Genomic DNA, 15,592 nt, shown 5'->3' with positions numbered 1-15,592 from the left:
TGCAACGCAGCGGCGCGCTTCGCGCACCGCCCAGAACAACCGGAGACACGAGTGACCCGACGCCCCGTCACGCCGCACGATGCGGCCCGCACGGACGCCATCGCGCAAGCTCATGCGCGCTCGCGCGCCCTCGGGCTGCGCGCCGCCGAAGCGCCCGATTTCGAGCCGCTGCGCGCGGCGGCGCTGCGCGATCTCGTCGAGGCCAACCACACGCTCTATCATCACGCGCGCCCCGTCATGGATGCGCTGCACGCGCAGATCGTCGATACGCAGAGCATGGTGCTGCTGACCAACCGCAACGGCGTGATCCTGCACAGTCTCGGCGATATCGACTTCGTCGCGAAGGCGCGGCGCGTGGCGTTGCGGCCGGGCGTATCGTGGTCGGAGCAGGATCGCGGCACGAACGCGATCGGCACGGCGCTCGTCGACGGCCAGCCGACCACCATCCACGCCGACGAGCATTTCCTGCACGCGAACCACATCCTCACCTGCTCTTGCGCACCCATCGCCGATCCCTACGGACGCACGATCGGCGCCCTCGACGTGAGCGGCGATCCGCGCGGCTTCAACAAGCACACGCTGGCGCTCGTGCGCATGTCGGCGCAGATGATCGAGAACCAGCTTTTCAACACGGATTTCGCCGATGCCGTGAAGCTGCAGTTCCACGCCCGGGCCGAGTTCATTGGTACGCTCTACGAAGGATTGGCGGCCTTCTCTCCCGCCGGGACGCTCCTCTGTGCGAACCGCAGCGCACTGTTCCAGTTCGGCGCACCGCTTGCCGATCTGCAGCGGCGCGACTTCGCGGCGCTGTTCGGCATTGCCTTCCCGGCTTTCATGCAGCAGTTGATGCGCGCCAATGGCGATCTCGTCACGCTCACGCTGCCGGGCGGGGTGCGCGTACTCGCGCGCGGCGTGCCCGGCGCGGCCTTCGGAACATGGGCGCCGCGCGCCGAGATCGCACCGCAGCATCCCGAAACCGTGGAAAAAGCCGCGGCGAAAGCGGCGCCGAATGGACCGCCGCAACCCACGCTCGCCGACCTCGACACGGGCGACGCGCGCATGCACGCCGTCCTGCAGCGCGTAGCGCGCGTGCGCGGCCGCGATATCCCCGTGCTCGTGCTCGGCCGCACCGGCACGGGCAAGGAATGGCTCGCGCGGGCGCTGCATCGTGATTCGCCGCGCCGCGACGCCCCCTTCGTCGCGCTCAACTGCGCGGCCCTGCCCGACTCGCTGATCGAAGCCGAACTCTTCGGCTACGAAGACGGCGCTTTCACAGGCGCAAAGCGGCGCGGCAATCCCGGCAAGATCGTGCAGGCGGACGGCGGCACGCTCTTTCTCGACGAAATCGGCGACATGCCGCTCGCCCAGCAGGTGCGGCTCATGCGCGTGCTCCAGGAGCGCGCGGTCGTGCCGCTCGGCGGGACCCGCGCGGTGCCGGTGGACCTGCGCGTCGTCTGCGCGACGCACCGCGATCTGCGCGCGATGATCGCCGAAGGCACCTTCCGCGAGGACCTCTACTACCGCATCAACGGGCTCGCCGTGACGCTGCCGCCGCTCGCCGAACGCAGCGATCTCGACACGCTCGTCGAACGCATGCTCGAAACGGTGCGGCGCGAAGTGCGCGACGCGCCGGCGCGGCTCACGCCTGCCGTGCACGCCCTGTTCGGACGCTGCCGCTGGCCGGGCAACCTGCGCCAGCTTGCCAACGTGCTGCGCACCGCGGCGATCCTGGCCGAAGGCGAAGCCGCCATCGATCTCGACCATCTGCCCGAAGACCTGCTATCCGACTGCGCGGCGTCCCCCGCCGAAGTCACTGCGCACGTGTCCGGCACGCCGGATGCGCCGCGTCCCTCGCGGCTCGAAGACTGTCAGGCTGCGCTCGTCGAAGAGGCGCTCGCGCGGCATCGCGGCAACGTCTCCGCAGCCGCGCGCGAACTGGGGCTCGCGCGCAACACGGTCTACCGGCATCTGCGGCGGCAACGCTGATCCCACGCGAGCCCGCCGGGTGCGGGCCAGGTTAAGCTTGGCGGACCGCCGCCACGTCCGCGCCTCATGGCCACTGCCCAGGAACTCAAACGCTACCGTCGCCATCTCGCCGACGAACTCGACAGCGCCGCCGTCTACGACACGCTCGCCCACGCCGAGCGCGATGCCGGGCGCAGCCAGGTCTTCGCGGAACTCGCCGCCTCCGAGCGCGAGCACGCGAACGTCTGGCGCGAAAAGCTCGCGGCAAACGGGGTTCGCCTGCGGCCGCACCGGCGCAGCGCGAAAACAAGGCTTCTGCAGGCACTCACACGCTTCTTCGGCTCGTCGCTCGTGCTGCCTACCGTCGCCGCCACGGAAAACGCGGACCGCGACCGCTACGCGCACGAACCCGGCGCCGAAAAGCTCTCCGCCCAGGAGCAGCAGCACGCGGCGATCGTCGAGGCGATCGTGGCGGCCAAAGCCGGGCGCGGCCAATCCCGAGGCGAGCAGATCGCCGCCGCGGAGTCGTGGCACAAGGGCGCGGCCTCGGGCAACGATCTGCGCGCGGCCGTGCTGGGCGCCAACGACGGCCTCGTCTCGAACTTCTGCCTGATCATGGGCGTGGCCGGCGCGGGCAGCGCCAACCGCGCGATCCTGCTCACGGGCCTTGCGGGACTCGTGGCGGGCGCCTGCTCGATGGCGCTCGGCGAATGGCTTTCGGTCACGAACGCACGCGAGCTCGCGCGCACCCAGCTCGCGAAGGAAGCCGACGAACTGGAACACACCCCGGATGCCGAACGCCACGAACTCGCGCTGATCTATCAGGCCAAGGGCATCGAGGCCGACGAAGCGCGGCGCGTCGCTGCCCAGATCATGCGCGACCGCGACCAGGCGCTCGATACGCTTGCGCGCGAAGAACTCGGCATCGACCCGAAGGAACTCGGCGGCAATCCGTGGTCGGCGGCGGCAGTGTCGTTCTGCCTCTTTGCGCTCGGCGCCGCCTTTCCCACGGCGGCATTCCTCTGGGCGCACGGCGAGGCCGCCATCGTGCAGTCCGTGCTGCTGAGCGCCCTTGGCCTCGCGGCCGTAGGCGTCTTCACGTCGCTCTTCAATGGCCGCAGCGCAGCGTTTTCGGCGTTCCGGCAGATCGCGATCGGGCTCGTCGCCGCGGCATTCACCGCGGGCGCGGGGCACCTCCTGGGAGTATCGATCTCGTGAGTGCCGATCCTCGGGTGCCGCACGTGCTCGTCGAACCGCTCGGCGTGACGTTCGAAGCGCCGCCGGAACTCACGCTGCTGGAGGCGGCGGGCTTCGCCGGCATTCGTTTACCGCGCATGTGCCGCAATGGCACTTGCCGCACCTGCCTGTGCCGCGTGACTAGCGGCGAAGTGCGCTTCACGATCGAATGGCCGGGGCTAAGCCGGGAAGAGAAGGCCGAGGGCTATGTGCTGACGTGTGTGGCGGTCGCACTAACCGACCTGGTGCTCGACGCACCCGACGCCTCTGTAGCGTGACCGGCAAACCTCGATCTTCTTCCAGCCCTTTTATCGTCAACCCCGCCTGCCGGCCAGTCGCCCACTCTGCGCGAAATCGGCAACAATCGCCCGCTCTCCGGCAAACCCCGCCAGTGCTCGCCGTGGCCGGCACGAGGCGCATCGATTACTGTTTCGTATGAACAATAGGGCGCACGATTGTTGTTCCCAGGAGAATAGTGAATTCGTTTTTTAGGTATTTACCCTAACCATGCAAACGCCTACATTGCCGTCATGGGCGCGACGCTTAAGCGCACGCCCCCCAGACAAGATATTGGAGGTACGTCATGAAGTCGCTTCTCAAGGCAGCCCTGGTGGCCGCCGTTCTCGCAGTCCCGGTAGCCTCGTTTGCCCAGGAACAGCAGCAACAACCGGTTACCCGCGCCGAAGTGAAGGCCCAGCTCACGCAGTTGCGCGCCGCCGGCTACGATCCGAACGACTGGATGCACTACCCGGAAAACATCCAGGCTGCCGAAGCCAAGGTCAATGCGCAAAACGCCGCAACGGCTTACGGTCCGTCGACGAACGGCACGTCGCAGTCCGGCCAGTAATTCCGCCTGACGCGTGCGCCTGCACGCGGTCAGACGCATCGGGCCCGCTTTTCTCGCAAGAGAGGCGGGCCTGATTGCTTTTGGGCGGCGTTCAATGTGAACCGCCGCCGTGTCCGCCCCCTCCGTGCCCCCCGCCGCCGTGCCCGCCACCACCACCGTGCCCGCCACCGCCGTGGTCACCATCATGTCCGCCCGACCACCGCGGGCCACCATAGCCCTCGCCCCGGCCATGCCAGCCGTCGCCATGGCGGTCGTAGCCACCACCGCCATTCCAGATGCCGATATTGACGCCGCCGTAGGCCGGCGCATAACCCGGCACATAAGCCGGCGCAGAGTCGTAGTAGCCGGAAGCATAGGGCTGGCCGTAACCGTAGCCATAACCATAACCCGGCGCCACCGCACATCCGCCCAGCAGCGCAGCCGCGCCCGCCGCGAGAATAAACCTGAACATCGCACGCCCTCCTTTCTTTTCTGTAAGAAAAGAGGCGCGGTATTAAGTTCTCGCTGAATTGTGAATTGTCGTTAGGCGTGTAACGGCTGCTTTCATCGGGATGGCGGTTATCAACGCTTGCCGAGCGCAGCGTCGATCTTCTGGTCGGTGCGAAACTGGCTCAGCGCATAGACGGCCCAGATGGCGGCGGGAATCCAGCCGATCAGCGTGATCTGCAGGATCAGGCAGACAATGCCCGCGACCGGACGGCCGATCGTAAAGAACAGCAGCCAGGGCACGATGAGCGCAATCAGGAGACGCATATCTGGTTATTCCTTGCCGATGAGGTTCGGGGATCAGTTGACGGGTGCAAAACGAGGTACGAGCGAGCCTTCATGCTCGACGAGTTCGAAGAAGACCGAAGCGGGCCGTGTCCAGATCGTGCCGTTCGCCGCGCGATACACGATCATCGTGACCGACGGATCGGCTTCGAGCGTCGCCTCGCAAACCAGTTCGTATATGCCGCCCTTGTAATGCCGATATCGCACCATGGCGTTCCCCTCCTGGATGGCGCAAGCGGTCCTCGCGCAATCGCGCTAGTTTAGCAACGATCGCCGGGTGGGCAGAACGGCCCGAAGGCGCGAGCCGGACATGGCGCGGCGCACTAGCCGATGGATCGACAGCGGTCAACGAGGCGCGAACACGGCCTTCAGGTCGCGGCCGGCGCGCAGGCGCACCTGCTCAAGCACCCGCGCTTCCAGCTCGGCAAGATGCCGGCGCATGGCATCGAGCGCCGTGCCCGGCTCGCCGTCCTCCAGCGCGGCGATGATCTGCTCGTGTTCCTCGGGCGCGCACAGCGACGCTTTCGACGGATCGAACAACGCCTTGTACAGCTCGGTCTTCGCAACGAGCGGCGCGAGTACGCCGACGAGCGCCGCGCCGCCCGCAAGCTCGGTCAACAGCAGGTGAAACTGGCCGGCCAGCCGCACGGCCTCGTCCACGCGCGCTTCCTTATAGGCCTTTCTCTCGCTGCGCACGTGCGCGGCGAGGCGCCGCCGCGCCGTCGCATCCAGCGCCCCGCACAGGCTCACGACAACACCGGCCTCCACCACCTGCCGCGCGCGATAAACGGCGTGCACGTCTTCCTCCGAAGGCGACGGCACGAATGCCCCGCGATTGGGCTCCAGCACGAGCTTGCCTTCGTGGCCGAGCCGCGCAAGCACCTTGCGCAGCGCGCCGCGCGTGCACCCGAGGGCGGCGGCGAGTTCGCGCTCGACCAATTGCTGCCCCGGCGCCAGCCTGCCCTGCAACAAGGCCGACGAGATCGACGTGTAGACGAGCGCCTCGACGTCGGCGGGCTCGTCGGTTTCGGGAACGGGTGAGGGGGCGGCTGGACGGGATCGGGTGACCATGAAGCAATACGCGGTAGCGGGTTCAGGCTCGCATTGTAGCGACGCACGCGCAGCCGCGAAACCTGCGCCATGGCCCCTCATCGATCATTCCGCCTATGCCGGGCATAGCAAACAGGTTAACCATATTTTGCTATTATGGTTAACCAAAATGCTTTACAAAGGTTGACCACGTGACGTCTCGTTCCGCCTCCGCATCCACCGCCAGCGCGGCGACCCCCTTCGCCTGGTACGCGACCATCGTCGCGATCGGCCTCAATCTGCGCCCGCTGCTCACCTCGCTCAGCCCGCTCATGACGACCATCCGCGGCGCAACCGGGCTCAGCTTCTCCGGCGCATCGCTGCTCACCAGCCTGCCGGTCGTCGCGATGGGGCTCGGCGCGTTCGGCACCGGCTGGCTCGCGCGGCGCATCGGCGAAGCGCGCGGCGTCGCACTCGGGCTTGCCGCCATCGCGCTGGCCTGCGGCGCGCGCGCCGTCACGTCGGGCGGCGCCACGCTCATGCTCTCCGCCGCCGTTGCCGGAGCCGGCGTCGCCGTCATCCAGGCGCTCTTGCCCGCCGTCATGAAACAGCGCTTCGCGCAGCGCGTGCCGCTCGCGATGGGACTGTTTTCGGCGTCGATCATGGGCGGCGGCGGCCTCGGCGCGAGCCTCAGCCCCTGGGTGGCGCGCCTGTGGGCCTCCTGGCACGCGGCGCTCGCCGTATGGGCCCTCCCCGCGCTCGCCGCGCTAGCAATCTGGGGGGCGCTCAATCGCCGTTCGCGCAGCGAGACCGCGGCGTCAAGCACCTCCACCGGTGCGCCCGCAACGCCCCACGTCCCGCTCTGGCGCAAGCGCCGCGCGTGGAGCCTCGGCCTGCATTTCGGCCTCGTCAACGGCGGCTACACGAGTCTCGTCGCGTGGCTGCCCGCGTACTACCAGCAGCATGGAGCCAGCGTCGCCGCGAGCGGTTCGCTGCTCGCCGCCATGACCGTCTTCCAGGCCATCAGCGCCCTGCTGCTGCCGGTTGCGGCAGCCACCTTCACCGACCGGCGGCCGTGGCTCATCGCCGGGCTCTGCGCCCAGTTCGTCGGCGTGGTCGGGCTCGCCACGCGGCCCGAGGCGGCGCCCCTCCTGTGGGTCGCCGCGGCGGGTGCGGGGCTCGGCGGCACGTTCTCGGTCACGCTCGTCACCGCGCTCGACCATAGCGCCGATCACCGCGTCGCCGCGCGGCTCGTCGCGTTCGTGCAGGGTGTGGGCTTCGTGATCGCCGCCCTCGCGCCGATCGTGGCAGGCCGCGTCCGTGATCTGACCGGCAGCTTCACCGCCGCGTGGCTGATGCTCGCCGTTTCCATCGCGGCAATGATCGTGCTCACGCTCGCCTTTTCGCCGCGCAGCTATGGGCGCTGGCTCGGCCTGCACGGCCCCGCCATCGAGGGCCAGAACGCCTGACCAACCCGGTCAAGCATCGCACGGGATTCCGTCTGCGGGACAGTGACGAGAACCGTCCCGGCCCACAGCATCCCCTCACACCGCGCCCGCGATACCTCCGCGCAACACCACCTCGCCCGCCCCCTCCAAACGTTTGCATTAGCGGCTGTACGGATGTACAGTGCGTGCAGCCTGCCATCGGGCTGCGGCCACGCGTGCAACTTGCCCGCCGCGCCGTTCCGGACAGGTCATCAACACGGAGAAGACGACGTGCGATTCATCATGACGGGGACCTTGCTGTGCGTCCTCGCATCCTCCGCGCTCGCGGGGGAGCACTACATCGAAATCTGGAATCCGCCAGAAGCGCGCGCGCCCGGGGCGCACCCCGGTACGCCAGGCAAGACCGCTCATTCGCACCACGGCACGAAACACAAGCTTGCCTCGGCCGATAGCCTCACCACGCGCAAGGTCGCCGAACCGGCCGTGCGCGCGAGCGCGCCCGTCGTTCCGGTCACGCCCGGCAACACGGCACCGCACGAAAACCGGATGCCGGAAATCCCGCCGCAGATCGGCCCCGACGGCAACGTGCTCCAGGTGAGCTACCGGGTACCCGCCCAGTCTTCCCATCCCACGGCGCTCAAGCCCGGCGCGCAGTAATCCGGGCGCGGCCGCGCCAAAATCGTCTCGCGAAAAAAACGGCCCCGGTCACCATGCGGTGCGGGGCCGAATCCCATGTCAAGGAGATGTCATGGAGGAGACGGTTTGATCTTAGCCACTCACCCTCGCACGGCCCAACCAATGTTTTCGCATATCCATATGGCGAGCCCCGCTGCAAAGCAGCTCATGGGGCAGCGCATACCCGTCCGGATATATCGTTAGAACAAAAAGTCGGTTCGTGGCGCCCGGCGCGCTGACTAAGATGGCGCATCGGCCTTTGTTATCCGGGCTAGAGGCGCGCCGGCCCGCGTGCCTCGCATCCAGAGCCCGTTCATGCCATCCAGGGAGATGTCCTTGAGCCTTTCCGATACCCCGCGCCGTCCGCTCGTCGTCGGCATCGGCGGCACGACGCGCGCCGCTTCATCGACTGAGCGCGCGCTCGGCTTCGCCTTGCGCGGCGCCGAGCATGCCGGCGCACGCACCCGCCTCTTCGGCGGCGCCTTCCTGCACAGCCTGCCGCACTATGCGCCCGAAAACGAGACGCGCACCGACGAGCAGCTCGAACTGATCGAAGCAGTCCGCGCGGCCGACGCCGTCATCATCGCGACACCCGGCTACCACGGCGGCGTATCGGGTCTCGTGAAGAATGCGCTCGACACGCTCGAAGAACTGCGCGCCGACGCGCGCCCCTACCTCGACGGCCGCGCCGTGGGCTGCATCGTGACCGCCTACGGCTGGCAAGCCGCGGGCTCGGTGCTGACCTCGCTGCGCTCGATCGTGCATGCGCTGCGCGGCTGGCCAACGCCGTTCGGCGCGGGGATCAACACGCTCGAAACGCGCTTCGAGAGCGCGCAGCATTGCTCGGATCCCAAGATCGTCGAGCAGCTCTCGACAGTCGGCCTGCAGGCCGCGCAATTCGCGCTGGCCTTCAATGCGCATCGCGTCGCGACGGGCGCGGCGGCAAACAGTGCAACAAGCGCGGCAACAAGCGGCGCGGCAAACGAAGCGCGCAACGAAAAACGGCTCAGCCTCGCGGTCTGAGTCGCCAGACGCCGGGCGGTCCTGCTCGTGCGCCATCCCACAGACAGCCTCCGCATGGCGGGTCCACATTGAAGCCGGACTCGCAACTCGCCTCATCCCGATTCTCCTGCTGACCGTTCCAGGCCACTGGTGATTTGCTTGCGACGAAAGATTGGTTCCGTCCGCACGTGCCGGCGCCTACGCTAGCCCCGTGCCTGCGCCTCCTGCGTTGCGCGCCATCGCCAGACCAGGCCAGACCCGCAGAGATCACAACGCACAACGCCATGAACGCACTCATCCGCTACAAGGGCTACGAAGTCGCCACGGCGGCTCAGCAACAGCCGAACGGCCTCTTCGCCGCCAACCTGACCATCGGCACGCAGCCGGGCCAGACGCACTCGTTCGACGCGCTCGACTACTTCTTCGACGAAGAGCACGCACTCGCCTACGCATTCCGCTGGGCGCGCATGTGGATCGACGAACAACGCCGCTGCGCGTGATCGCGCCAGGTTTCCTTACCGTTGTGACAGAATAGGAGCCACATCACCGCCACCGATCACGCTCCATGTCCGAAACCCTGACGCATCAGGACGAAGACGGCTCCTTCGCCGCCGACCAGGACGCCGCGCTGCGACGCTGGACCTATGACGCGCCAGGGCCCGTCAGGATCGGATCGGAAGAGCATCGCAAGATGTTCTGCAAAATGCTGCTCGATACGCACGATCCGTATCGCCCCGCCGTGCTCGACTGGCCGAGACTCGCGCCCGACGCGCTCCAGCGCCTCACCTCGCTCCCCATCTGGGACATGGCCGTGCAGACCGAGGGCCGCGCGTCGATCCGCGTGAAGACCTATGCCGATACCGTGCGCGAGCCATTGTTGCGCGAAGCGCTGCAGATGGACGCCGACGAGGAAGCGCGCCACAAGGTCGTGCTCTCGCACCTGGTGCGGGCCTACGGCATCGCCCTCGCGCCCGAACCCGCCTACCCCGCCCCGCCGAAGCCCGAATGGGCGTGGATGTTCACGGGCTATAGCGAGTGCATCGACAGCTTCTTCGCGTTCGGCCTGTTCCGCGCGGCAGAGCGCTCGGGCTACTTCCCGGCCGAACTGGTGGAAACCTTCGAGCCCGTGATCCAGGAAGAAGCCCGTCACATCCTGTTCTTCGCAAACTGGGTTGCCTGGTACCGCAAGAACATGCCGTGGTGGCGCCGGCCATGGCATGCTGTGCGCGTAGCGGTGATCTCGTTCCTGCTCGTCTGGGAGCGGCTTGCGATCGCACGCGGCATCGACGCGGACGGTGTCGCGCACGACTCGAACTTCCTGCCCGCGAACCGCGAGACGATTGGCGCCGCGCTCGGGCCGCGCGAGATGCTGGAGCTGTGCCTGAAAGAAAACGACGAACGGATGAGCGGCTACGATTCGCGCCTGCTGCGCCCGATGTTCGTGCCCGCGCTCGCGCGATTCGCGCTGCGCTTCATGAAGCGCTGAGCGCTGGCCCCGCCGCCGCTCAAGGAGAACGACCGCATGACATGGTCTGTCGACAAGCAGGTCGAACTCACCTCGACGCAAGCCGTCGAGGCGATCCGGGCCGGCAAGCTCAAGGCTGCCGATTACACGGCGACGCTGCTCGCGCGCGCTCACGCGCTCTCGAATCTGAACGCGCTCACCGTGCTCGACGTCGAGGGTGCGCTCGCCGCGGCGCGCCGCATCGACGCGCTGGGACCGAACGAGCGGGCACGCCTGCCGCTCGCGGGGCTGCCCGTCGTCGTGAAGGACAACATCAACACACGCGGCCTGCAGACGGCCGCCGGCACGCCCGCGCTCGAAGGCTTCCTGCCGGCGCGGCACGCGCCTTCGGTACAGCGGCTCGTCGACGCGGGCGCTGTCCTGCTCGGCAAGGCCAACATGCACGAACTGGCGTTCGGCATCACGAGCACGAACCTGAACCCGAGCGCCGGGCCCGTTCGCAATCCTTACGATCCCGAACGCATCCCCGGCGGCTCGTCGGGCGGCACCGCCGCCGCGATCGCCGCGCGCATCGCACCCGCGGGGCTCGGCACCGACACCGGCGGCTCCACGCGCATCCCCGCCGCGCTGTGCGGCATCGTGGGACTGCGCCCCTCGGTGGGCGACGGCGGCACGCACCGGCGCTATCACGACCCGCAAGCCGTCGTTCCGATCAGCCACACGCGCGACACGGTCGGACCGATGGCGCGCACCGTCGCCGACGTCGCGCTGCTCGACAGTGTCATCACGGGACACGGCCCGCTGGCGCAGGCCTCGGTCTCGAACCTGCGCATCGGGCTGCCGGCGCCGCTCTGGGAGGGACTCGAAATCGCGCTGGAAGACGCCCTGCGCGAAGCCGCGGCGAAGCTCGAAGCGGCGGGCGTGACGCTCGTGCCCGTCGAGATGAACGAGCTGCTGTCGATCAACGATCGGGTGAGTCTTGCCATCGCCCTGCACGAGCCGATCGAGGACCTGCACGCGTGGCTCGTGACGAACCAGGCGCCGGTGCAAAACGTGGCCGACGTGGCCGCGCGCATCGCGAGCCCAGACGTGCGCGCGGCCTACGACGCGATTCTCGCCGACGCACGAGGCGGCGACTATCAGACGGCGCTCACGATCTGGCGCCCGCGCCTGCAGCAGCTTTACGCGCAGACCTTCTCGGCCTGCGGCCTCGACGCGCTGCTGTTCCCCACCACGCGGCTTGCCGCGGTGCCCATCGACGAACTCAACGGTTCGTCGCGCGTTTCGATCGACGGCGCGGCGCCTGTCGACGAAATGGGCGCCTACCTGCGCAATACCGATCCGGGCAGCAACGCCGGGATTCCGGGCCTCGCGCTGCCCGCCGGCCTCGCGTATGGACGGCTGCCGGTGGGGCTCGAACTCGACGGCCCGCTTGGCAGCGACCGGCGGCTGCTGGCGATCGGGCTCGCGTTCGAACAGATTCTGGGTACGCTGCCCGCGCCGGTGATCTGAGGCGCGGCGCGCCCCCAACGCCGGAGCGTGCCGTCAATACTTCTCGGGCACGACGTGGGCCGTGTAGTCGGTCCCGCTATAAGCGCTCTTCTGCCGTTTCGGCAGTTTCACCTTGTCGCGCGGCACGGGCTCGTAGGGAATCTTGCTGAGCAGATGGCTGATGACATTGAGCCGGACCCGGTTCTTGTCGTCCGAGTGCGCGATATGCCACGGCGCAAAGTCCGTGTCGGTCCTCTTGAACATGTCGTCGCGCGCCCGCGAATAGTCGTCCCAGCGGCGATACGACTCGAGATCCATGGGCGAGAGTTTCCAGACCTTGCGCCCGTCTTCGATGCGGTCTTCGAGGCGCCGGGTCTGCTCGTCGGGACTGACTTCGAGCCAATACTTGAGGAGGATGATGCCCGAATGGATCATGGCCCGCTCGATGAGCGGCGTGGTCGCCATGAACTCCTCCACCTGCTCTTCCGTGCAGAAGCCCATGACGCGCTCGACGCCCGCGCGGTTGTACCAGCTACGATCGAAGATCATGACCTCGCCCGCGGCGGGCAGGTGCGGCAGATAGCGCTGGAAATACATCTGGCTCTTCTCGCGATCGGTCGGCTTCGGCAGCGCAACCACTCGAAAGACGCGAGGACTCACGCGCTCGGTGATCGCGTTGATCGTACCGCCCTTGCCTGCGCCGTCGCGACCTTCCATCACGATGCAGACTTTGGCCCCGGTATGCTCGACCCATTCCTGCAGCTTGACCAGTTCGACCTGCAAGGGGCGCAGCTCCTTCATGTACGCCTTGTCGCTCAGCCGCTCTCCGGCATCGGCCTTGCCGCCTGCTTCTTTCACCTTTGCCGCTTTTTTGGTCTCAGCCATTTCTGTTCTCCTTAAGACGCCGTACAGAATATCGTTGCCGTTGGAGCCATGCGAGCCTGCCAGACGCGTTGAGAATAACAGTTGATGGCCGACGACGATCCGTTGCATGAACGTAGCGGTTCGCAACGGAATCGGCAACAGGATGGGGATCCGGCCTGTTGATCTCACGCAGCGCTGCGGCATTTGGGCGCTTGCCGACGCAACATGATCCCGCGCCTTTCCGTATAATGAGAACGGTTCGCATTCCAATTCGTACCTTGCCCCATGCTTCTGAGCGACCTGTCGAAAGACGCGACTGCCTACGTCGAGCGCATCGAAGACGCGCATGAGCGCGACCCCATCGCCCAACGTCTACGCGACCTGGGTTTCGTACCCGGCGAGCCCGTGCGCGTGGTCGCCCGCGCGCCCTGGAGCGCCGACCCCCTGCTCGTGCAGATCGGCTCGACGCGTTTCGCGCTGCGCCGCGCAGAAGCCCAGCGCGTGAGCGTTCTGGAGGGGTGGGCATCGTGAGCCAGGCGCCGCTGCGTATCGCCCTCGTCGGCAATCCCAACTGCGGCAAGACCGCGCTCTTCAACCTGCTCACCGGCGCGCGCCAGAAGGTGGCCAATTACGCGGGCGTCACCGTCGAGCGCAAGGAGGGCCGCTTCGTCACCCCCTCGGGCCGCAAGATCCGCCTGCTCGACCTGCCCGGCGCCTATAGCTTCGCCTCCACGAGCCCCGACGAACGCGTCACGCACGACGTGCTGCTCGGCCGCTATCCAGGCGAAGCGGTGCCCGATCTCGTGGTTTGCGTTGCGGACGCAACGAATCTGCGCCTGCACCTGCGCTTCGTGCTGGAAGTCAAACGCCTCGGCCGGCCGGTCGTGCTTGCGCTGAACATGATGGACGCTGCGAAACGCCGCGGCGTCGTCGTGAACGTGCCGGAGCTTTCGCGCCGTCTTGGCGTGCCCGTGGTCGAGACGGTGGCCGTGCAGCGCGGCGGCGCGCAGGCGCTGATCGAACTGATCGACCGTACCGACACCACGACAGCGGCCGCGACCGTGGCGGCCGCCGCCAGCCAGGAAGTTGCCGATCCGGGCGCAGGCGGCGACCTGCACGAGACCGTGCGCGCTATCCTCGCGGCGGCGGTGACGATGCCGCACGCCACCGACGCGCGCGACGACGCGATCGACCGCTGGACGCTGCACCCGGTCTTCGGCCCGGTGATCCTCGCGCTCGTGATGTTCCTCGTGTTCCAGGCCGTCTATTCGCTCGGCAAGCCGCTCACCGACGCGATCGGCGACGGCTTCACCGCGCTCGGCACGCTGGCCGGCAACGTGCTGCCCGACGGGCCGCTGAAAAGCCTCGTCACCGACGCGCTATTCGGCGGCGTGGGCACCGTGCTCGGCTTCCTGCCCGAGATTCTCGTGCTGTTCTTCTTCATCCTCGTGCTGGAGGAGTCGGGCTACCTGCCGCGCGCGGCCTTTCTGCTCGATCGCATGATGGTGTCCGTGGGGCTGACCGGACGCTCGTTCATTCCGCTGCTTTCGAGCTTCGCCTGCGCGATTCCTGGCGTGATGGGCACGCGCAGCATCGCCGATCCTCGCGACCGTCTCGCCACGATGCTCGTCGCGCCGCTCATGACCTGCTCGGCGCGCCTGCCCGTCTATGCGCTGCTGATCGGCGCGTTCATTCCGCACCGCATGATCCTCGGCGTGTTCAACCTGCAGGGGCTCGTGCTGTTCGCGCTCTACGTCGCCGGGATTGTGGGCGCAATGGCCGTAGGCTGGGTAATGAAGCATGTGCGGCGCGACCGCAGCGAGCACGCCCTGCTCATGGAACTGCCCTCGTATCGCCTGCCGCGCCCGCGCGACGTCGCGATCGGCCTGTGGGAGCGCGGCGCGATCTTTCTCAAGCGGCTCACGGGCATCATCCTCGCGCTGACCGTGCTGATGTGGTTCATCTCCACGTTCCCGTCCCCGCCCACGGGCGCAACGGGCCCGGCCATCGACTACACGTTCGCGGGCTATATCGGCCGCGCGCTGCAATATCCGTTCGCACCGCTCGGATTCAACTGGCAGATCAGCCTGGCGCTGATTCCGGCATTCGCTGCGCGCGAAACGGCCGTGGCCGCGCTCGCCACGGTCTATTCCGTGGCGACGGGCGACGCCGATGTCCTTAGCCTCGGCAACACGCTCGCCCATAACTTCTCGCTCGCGAGTGCGCTTTCGCTGATGGTGTGGTTCGCGTTCGCGCCGCAATGCATGTCGACGCTCGCGGTAATCCGCCGCGAGACGCGTTCGTGGCGCGCCGTGACGATTTCCTTCGGCTATATGTTCGTCGTGGCTTATGTGGCCGCGTTCGTCACGTATCAGATCGCGAGGCACCTCGCATGAGCGCCGGGCTCGTCGCGCAGTATGCGGTGATCGCGGTGCTCGTGACGGCGAGCGCGCTCTACACGCTGCGCAGGCTCGCGCCGAAAATGGCGGCGCGCGTGCAGGCGGCGTGGGCCGCGTCGCTGCTGCGGCCTCAGCGCGCGGCGCTTGCTCGTCGGCTTGGGCGGTTCGTCCAGCCCAAGGGCGCGACGGGGAATTGCGGCGATGGGTGCGGGACGTGTGGAACGTGCGGACCAACGGATGAGGCCGGGACCGATGGCGCCGCGAGCGAGCAACCGCTCACTTTTCATCCTCGACGTAAATAGGCAAGCGCCCGTCGCGCGGTCGATCCGGCCAGCGCGACCTGTCGTTCATACGGCTGCCGCGCGCGTTCGGCTAAACTGCCCGCTGCAGCCCACCCGCG

18 protein-coding genes are annotated in these 15,592 nt (G+C 67.7%); 13 read left to right on the top strand and 5 right to left on the bottom strand.

What is annotated here, in order from left to right; all coding sequences use genetic code 11:
• Window positions 1-51 precede the first annotated feature (51 nt).
• From V8683_RS07590 to V8683_RS07575, 4 genes are all read left to right on the top strand, one after another.
• Window positions 52-1,986, top strand: a complete 1,935-nt coding sequence (locus V8683_RS07590; protein ID WP_411192155.1) for a sigma-54-dependent Fis family transcriptional regulator — start codon at window positions 52-54, stop codon at window positions 1,984-1,986.
• A 66-nt stretch (window positions 1,987-2,052) separates the two neighbouring features.
• Window positions 2,053-3,183, top strand: a complete 1,131-nt coding sequence (locus V8683_RS07585) for a VIT1/CCC1 transporter family protein (RefSeq protein ID WP_411192154.1) — start codon at window positions 2,053-2,055, stop codon at window positions 3,181-3,183.
• Window positions 3,180-3,479 (top strand): 2Fe-2S iron-sulfur cluster-binding protein, encoded by a 300-nt coding sequence (locus tag V8683_RS07580; protein WP_411192153.1) that lies wholly within the window; start codon window positions 3,180-3,182, stop codon window positions 3,477-3,479. The genes V8683_RS07585 and V8683_RS07580 overlap by 4 nt, the downstream gene beginning before the upstream one ends.
• 305 nt (window positions 3,480-3,784) lie before the next feature.
• Window positions 3,785-4,048: a DUF4148 domain-containing protein gene (locus tag V8683_RS07575; protein WP_411192152.1), complete on the top strand. Its 264-nt coding sequence runs from the start codon at window positions 3,785-3,787 to the stop codon at window positions 4,046-4,048.
• Between the two features lie 91 nt (window positions 4,049-4,139).
• Here the strand turns inward: V8683_RS07575 and V8683_RS07570 are convergent, their stop codons facing one another.
• The 4 genes from V8683_RS07570 to V8683_RS07555 form a co-directional block, all read right to left on the bottom strand.
• Complete coding sequence (locus V8683_RS07570; protein ID WP_411192151.1) at window positions 4,140-4,499, bottom strand: hypothetical protein; 360 nt, start codon at window positions 4,497-4,499, stop codon at window positions 4,140-4,142.
• Window positions 4,500-4,609: 110 nt separating this feature from the next.
• Window positions 4,610-4,801 (bottom strand): YqaE/Pmp3 family membrane protein, encoded by a 192-nt coding sequence (locus tag V8683_RS07565; protein WP_411192150.1) that lies wholly within the window; start codon window positions 4,799-4,801, stop codon window positions 4,610-4,612.
• A gap of 33 nt (window positions 4,802-4,834) precedes the next feature.
• On the bottom strand, window positions 4,835-5,029 hold the full coding sequence (locus V8683_RS07560) for a DUF1653 domain-containing protein (protein ID WP_027795091.1): 195 nt from the start codon (window positions 5,027-5,029) through the stop codon (window positions 4,835-4,837).
• Between the two features lie 135 nt (window positions 5,030-5,164).
• Complete coding sequence (locus V8683_RS07555) at window positions 5,165-5,890, bottom strand: GntR family transcriptional regulator (RefSeq protein ID WP_411192149.1); 726 nt, start codon at window positions 5,888-5,890, stop codon at window positions 5,165-5,167.
• 170 nt (window positions 5,891-6,060) lie between these two features.
• Between V8683_RS07555 and V8683_RS07550 the strand changes: the two genes are divergently transcribed.
• The 6 genes from V8683_RS07550 (at window position 6,061) to iaaH (ending at window position 11,950) form a co-directional block, all read left to right on the top strand.
• Window positions 6,061-7,317, top strand: a complete 1,257-nt coding sequence (locus V8683_RS07550) for a cyanate transporter (RefSeq protein WP_411192148.1) — start codon at window positions 6,061-6,063, stop codon at window positions 7,315-7,317.
• A 249-nt stretch (window positions 7,318-7,566) separates the two neighbouring features.
• The gene (locus tag V8683_RS07545) at window positions 7,567-7,953 is read left to right on the top strand and encodes a hypothetical protein (protein ID WP_411192147.1); all 387 of its coding nucleotides are present in this window, start codon (window positions 7,567-7,569) and stop codon (window positions 7,951-7,953) included.
• 348 nt (window positions 7,954-8,301) lie between these two features.
• Window positions 8,302-8,994 (top strand): NADPH-dependent FMN reductase, encoded by a 693-nt coding sequence (locus V8683_RS07540; RefSeq protein WP_411192540.1) that lies wholly within the window; start codon window positions 8,302-8,304, stop codon window positions 8,992-8,994.
• A gap of 263 nt (window positions 8,995-9,257) precedes the next feature.
• Window positions 9,258-9,473: a transcriptional regulator gene (locus tag V8683_RS07535; protein ID WP_411192146.1), complete on the top strand. Its 216-nt coding sequence runs from the start codon at window positions 9,258-9,260 to the stop codon at window positions 9,471-9,473.
• 65 nt (window positions 9,474-9,538) lie between these two features.
• Complete coding sequence (locus V8683_RS07530; RefSeq protein WP_411192145.1) at window positions 9,539-10,459, top strand: ferritin-like domain-containing protein; 921 nt, start codon at window positions 9,539-9,541, stop codon at window positions 10,457-10,459.
• 36 nt (window positions 10,460-10,495) lie between these two features.
• Entirely contained in the window at window positions 10,496-11,950 is a 1,455-nt protein-coding gene (gene iaaH / locus V8683_RS07525) for an indoleacetamide hydrolase (RefSeq protein WP_411192144.1), read from the top strand.
• A gap of 33 nt (window positions 11,951-11,983) precedes the next feature.
• On the opposite strand, the gene ppk2 is transcribed toward iaaH, so the two are convergent.
• Window positions 11,984-12,814 carry a polyphosphate kinase 2 gene (gene ppk2, locus V8683_RS07520; RefSeq protein ID WP_411192143.1) on the bottom strand — a complete coding sequence of 277 codons (831 nt, stop codon included), beginning with the start codon at window positions 12,812-12,814 and terminating at the stop codon, window positions 11,984-11,986.
• Window positions 12,815-13,078: 264 nt separating this feature from the next.
• Here ppk2 and V8683_RS07515 point away from each other — a divergent pair, with 264 nt between their 5' ends.
• Genes V8683_RS07515 through V8683_RS07505 form a run of 3 tightly spaced genes read left to right on the top strand, consistent with a single transcriptional unit; the run spans window position 13,079 to window position 15,494 of the window.
• Window positions 13,079-13,324: a FeoA family protein gene (locus V8683_RS07515; protein ID WP_411192142.1), complete on the top strand. Its 246-nt coding sequence runs from the start codon at window positions 13,079-13,081 to the stop codon at window positions 13,322-13,324.
• Entirely contained in the window at window positions 13,321-15,189 is a 1,869-nt protein-coding gene (feoB, locus tag V8683_RS07510; protein ID WP_411192141.1) for a ferrous iron transporter B, read from the top strand. The genes V8683_RS07515 and feoB overlap by 4 nt, the downstream gene beginning before the upstream one ends.
• Window positions 15,186-15,494 (top strand): DUF6587 family protein, encoded by a 309-nt coding sequence (locus V8683_RS07505; protein WP_411192140.1) that lies wholly within the window; start codon window positions 15,186-15,188, stop codon window positions 15,492-15,494. The genes feoB and V8683_RS07505 overlap by 4 nt, the downstream gene beginning before the upstream one ends.
• Window positions 15,495-15,592: the final 98 nt, after the last annotated feature.

This window comes from Paraburkholderia sp. AV2 (genome assembly GCF_054968425.1).
Note: the sequence above shows the minus strand (reverse complement) of the source record. Positions and strands in the feature narration are given on the sequence as shown.

Coding starts and splice junctions, on each gene's coding strand:
- V8683_RS07505 (WP_411192140.1), top strand. CDS start 15,186: ATGAGCGCCGGGCTCGTCGCGCAGTATGCGGTGATCGCGGTGCTCGTG.
- V8683_RS07560 (WP_027795091.1), bottom strand. CDS start 5,029: ATGGTGCGATATCGGCATTACAAGGGCGGCATATACGAACTGGTTTGC.
- V8683_RS07570 (WP_411192151.1), bottom strand. CDS start 4,499: ATGTTCAGGTTTATTCTCGCGGCGGGCGCGGCTGCGCTGCTGGGCGGA.
- V8683_RS07585 (WP_411192154.1), top strand. CDS start 2,053: ATGGCCACTGCCCAGGAACTCAAACGCTACCGTCGCCATCTCGCCGAC.
- V8683_RS07515 (WP_411192142.1), top strand. CDS start 13,079: ATGCTTCTGAGCGACCTGTCGAAAGACGCGACTGCCTACGTCGAGCGC.
- ppk2 (WP_411192143.1), bottom strand. CDS start 12,814: ATGGCTGAGACCAAAAAAGCGGCAAAGGTGAAAGAAGCAGGCGGCAAG.
- V8683_RS07540 (WP_411192540.1), top strand. CDS start 8,302: ATGTCCTTGAGCCTTTCCGATACCCCGCGCCGTCCGCTCGTCGTCGGC.
- iaaH (WP_411192144.1), top strand. CDS start 10,496: ATGACATGGTCTGTCGACAAGCAGGTCGAACTCACCTCGACGCAAGCC.
- V8683_RS07535 (WP_411192146.1), top strand. CDS start 9,258: ATGAACGCACTCATCCGCTACAAGGGCTACGAAGTCGCCACGGCGGCT.
- V8683_RS07530 (WP_411192145.1), top strand. CDS start 9,539: ATGTCCGAAACCCTGACGCATCAGGACGAAGACGGCTCCTTCGCCGCC.
- V8683_RS07565 (WP_411192150.1), bottom strand. CDS start 4,801: ATGCGTCTCCTGATTGCGCTCATCGTGCCCTGGCTGCTGTTCTTTACG.
- V8683_RS07555 (WP_411192149.1), bottom strand. CDS start 5,890: ATGGTCACCCGATCCCGTCCAGCCGCCCCCTCACCCGTTCCCGAAACC.
- V8683_RS07575 (WP_411192152.1), top strand. CDS start 3,785: ATGAAGTCGCTTCTCAAGGCAGCCCTGGTGGCCGCCGTTCTCGCAGTC.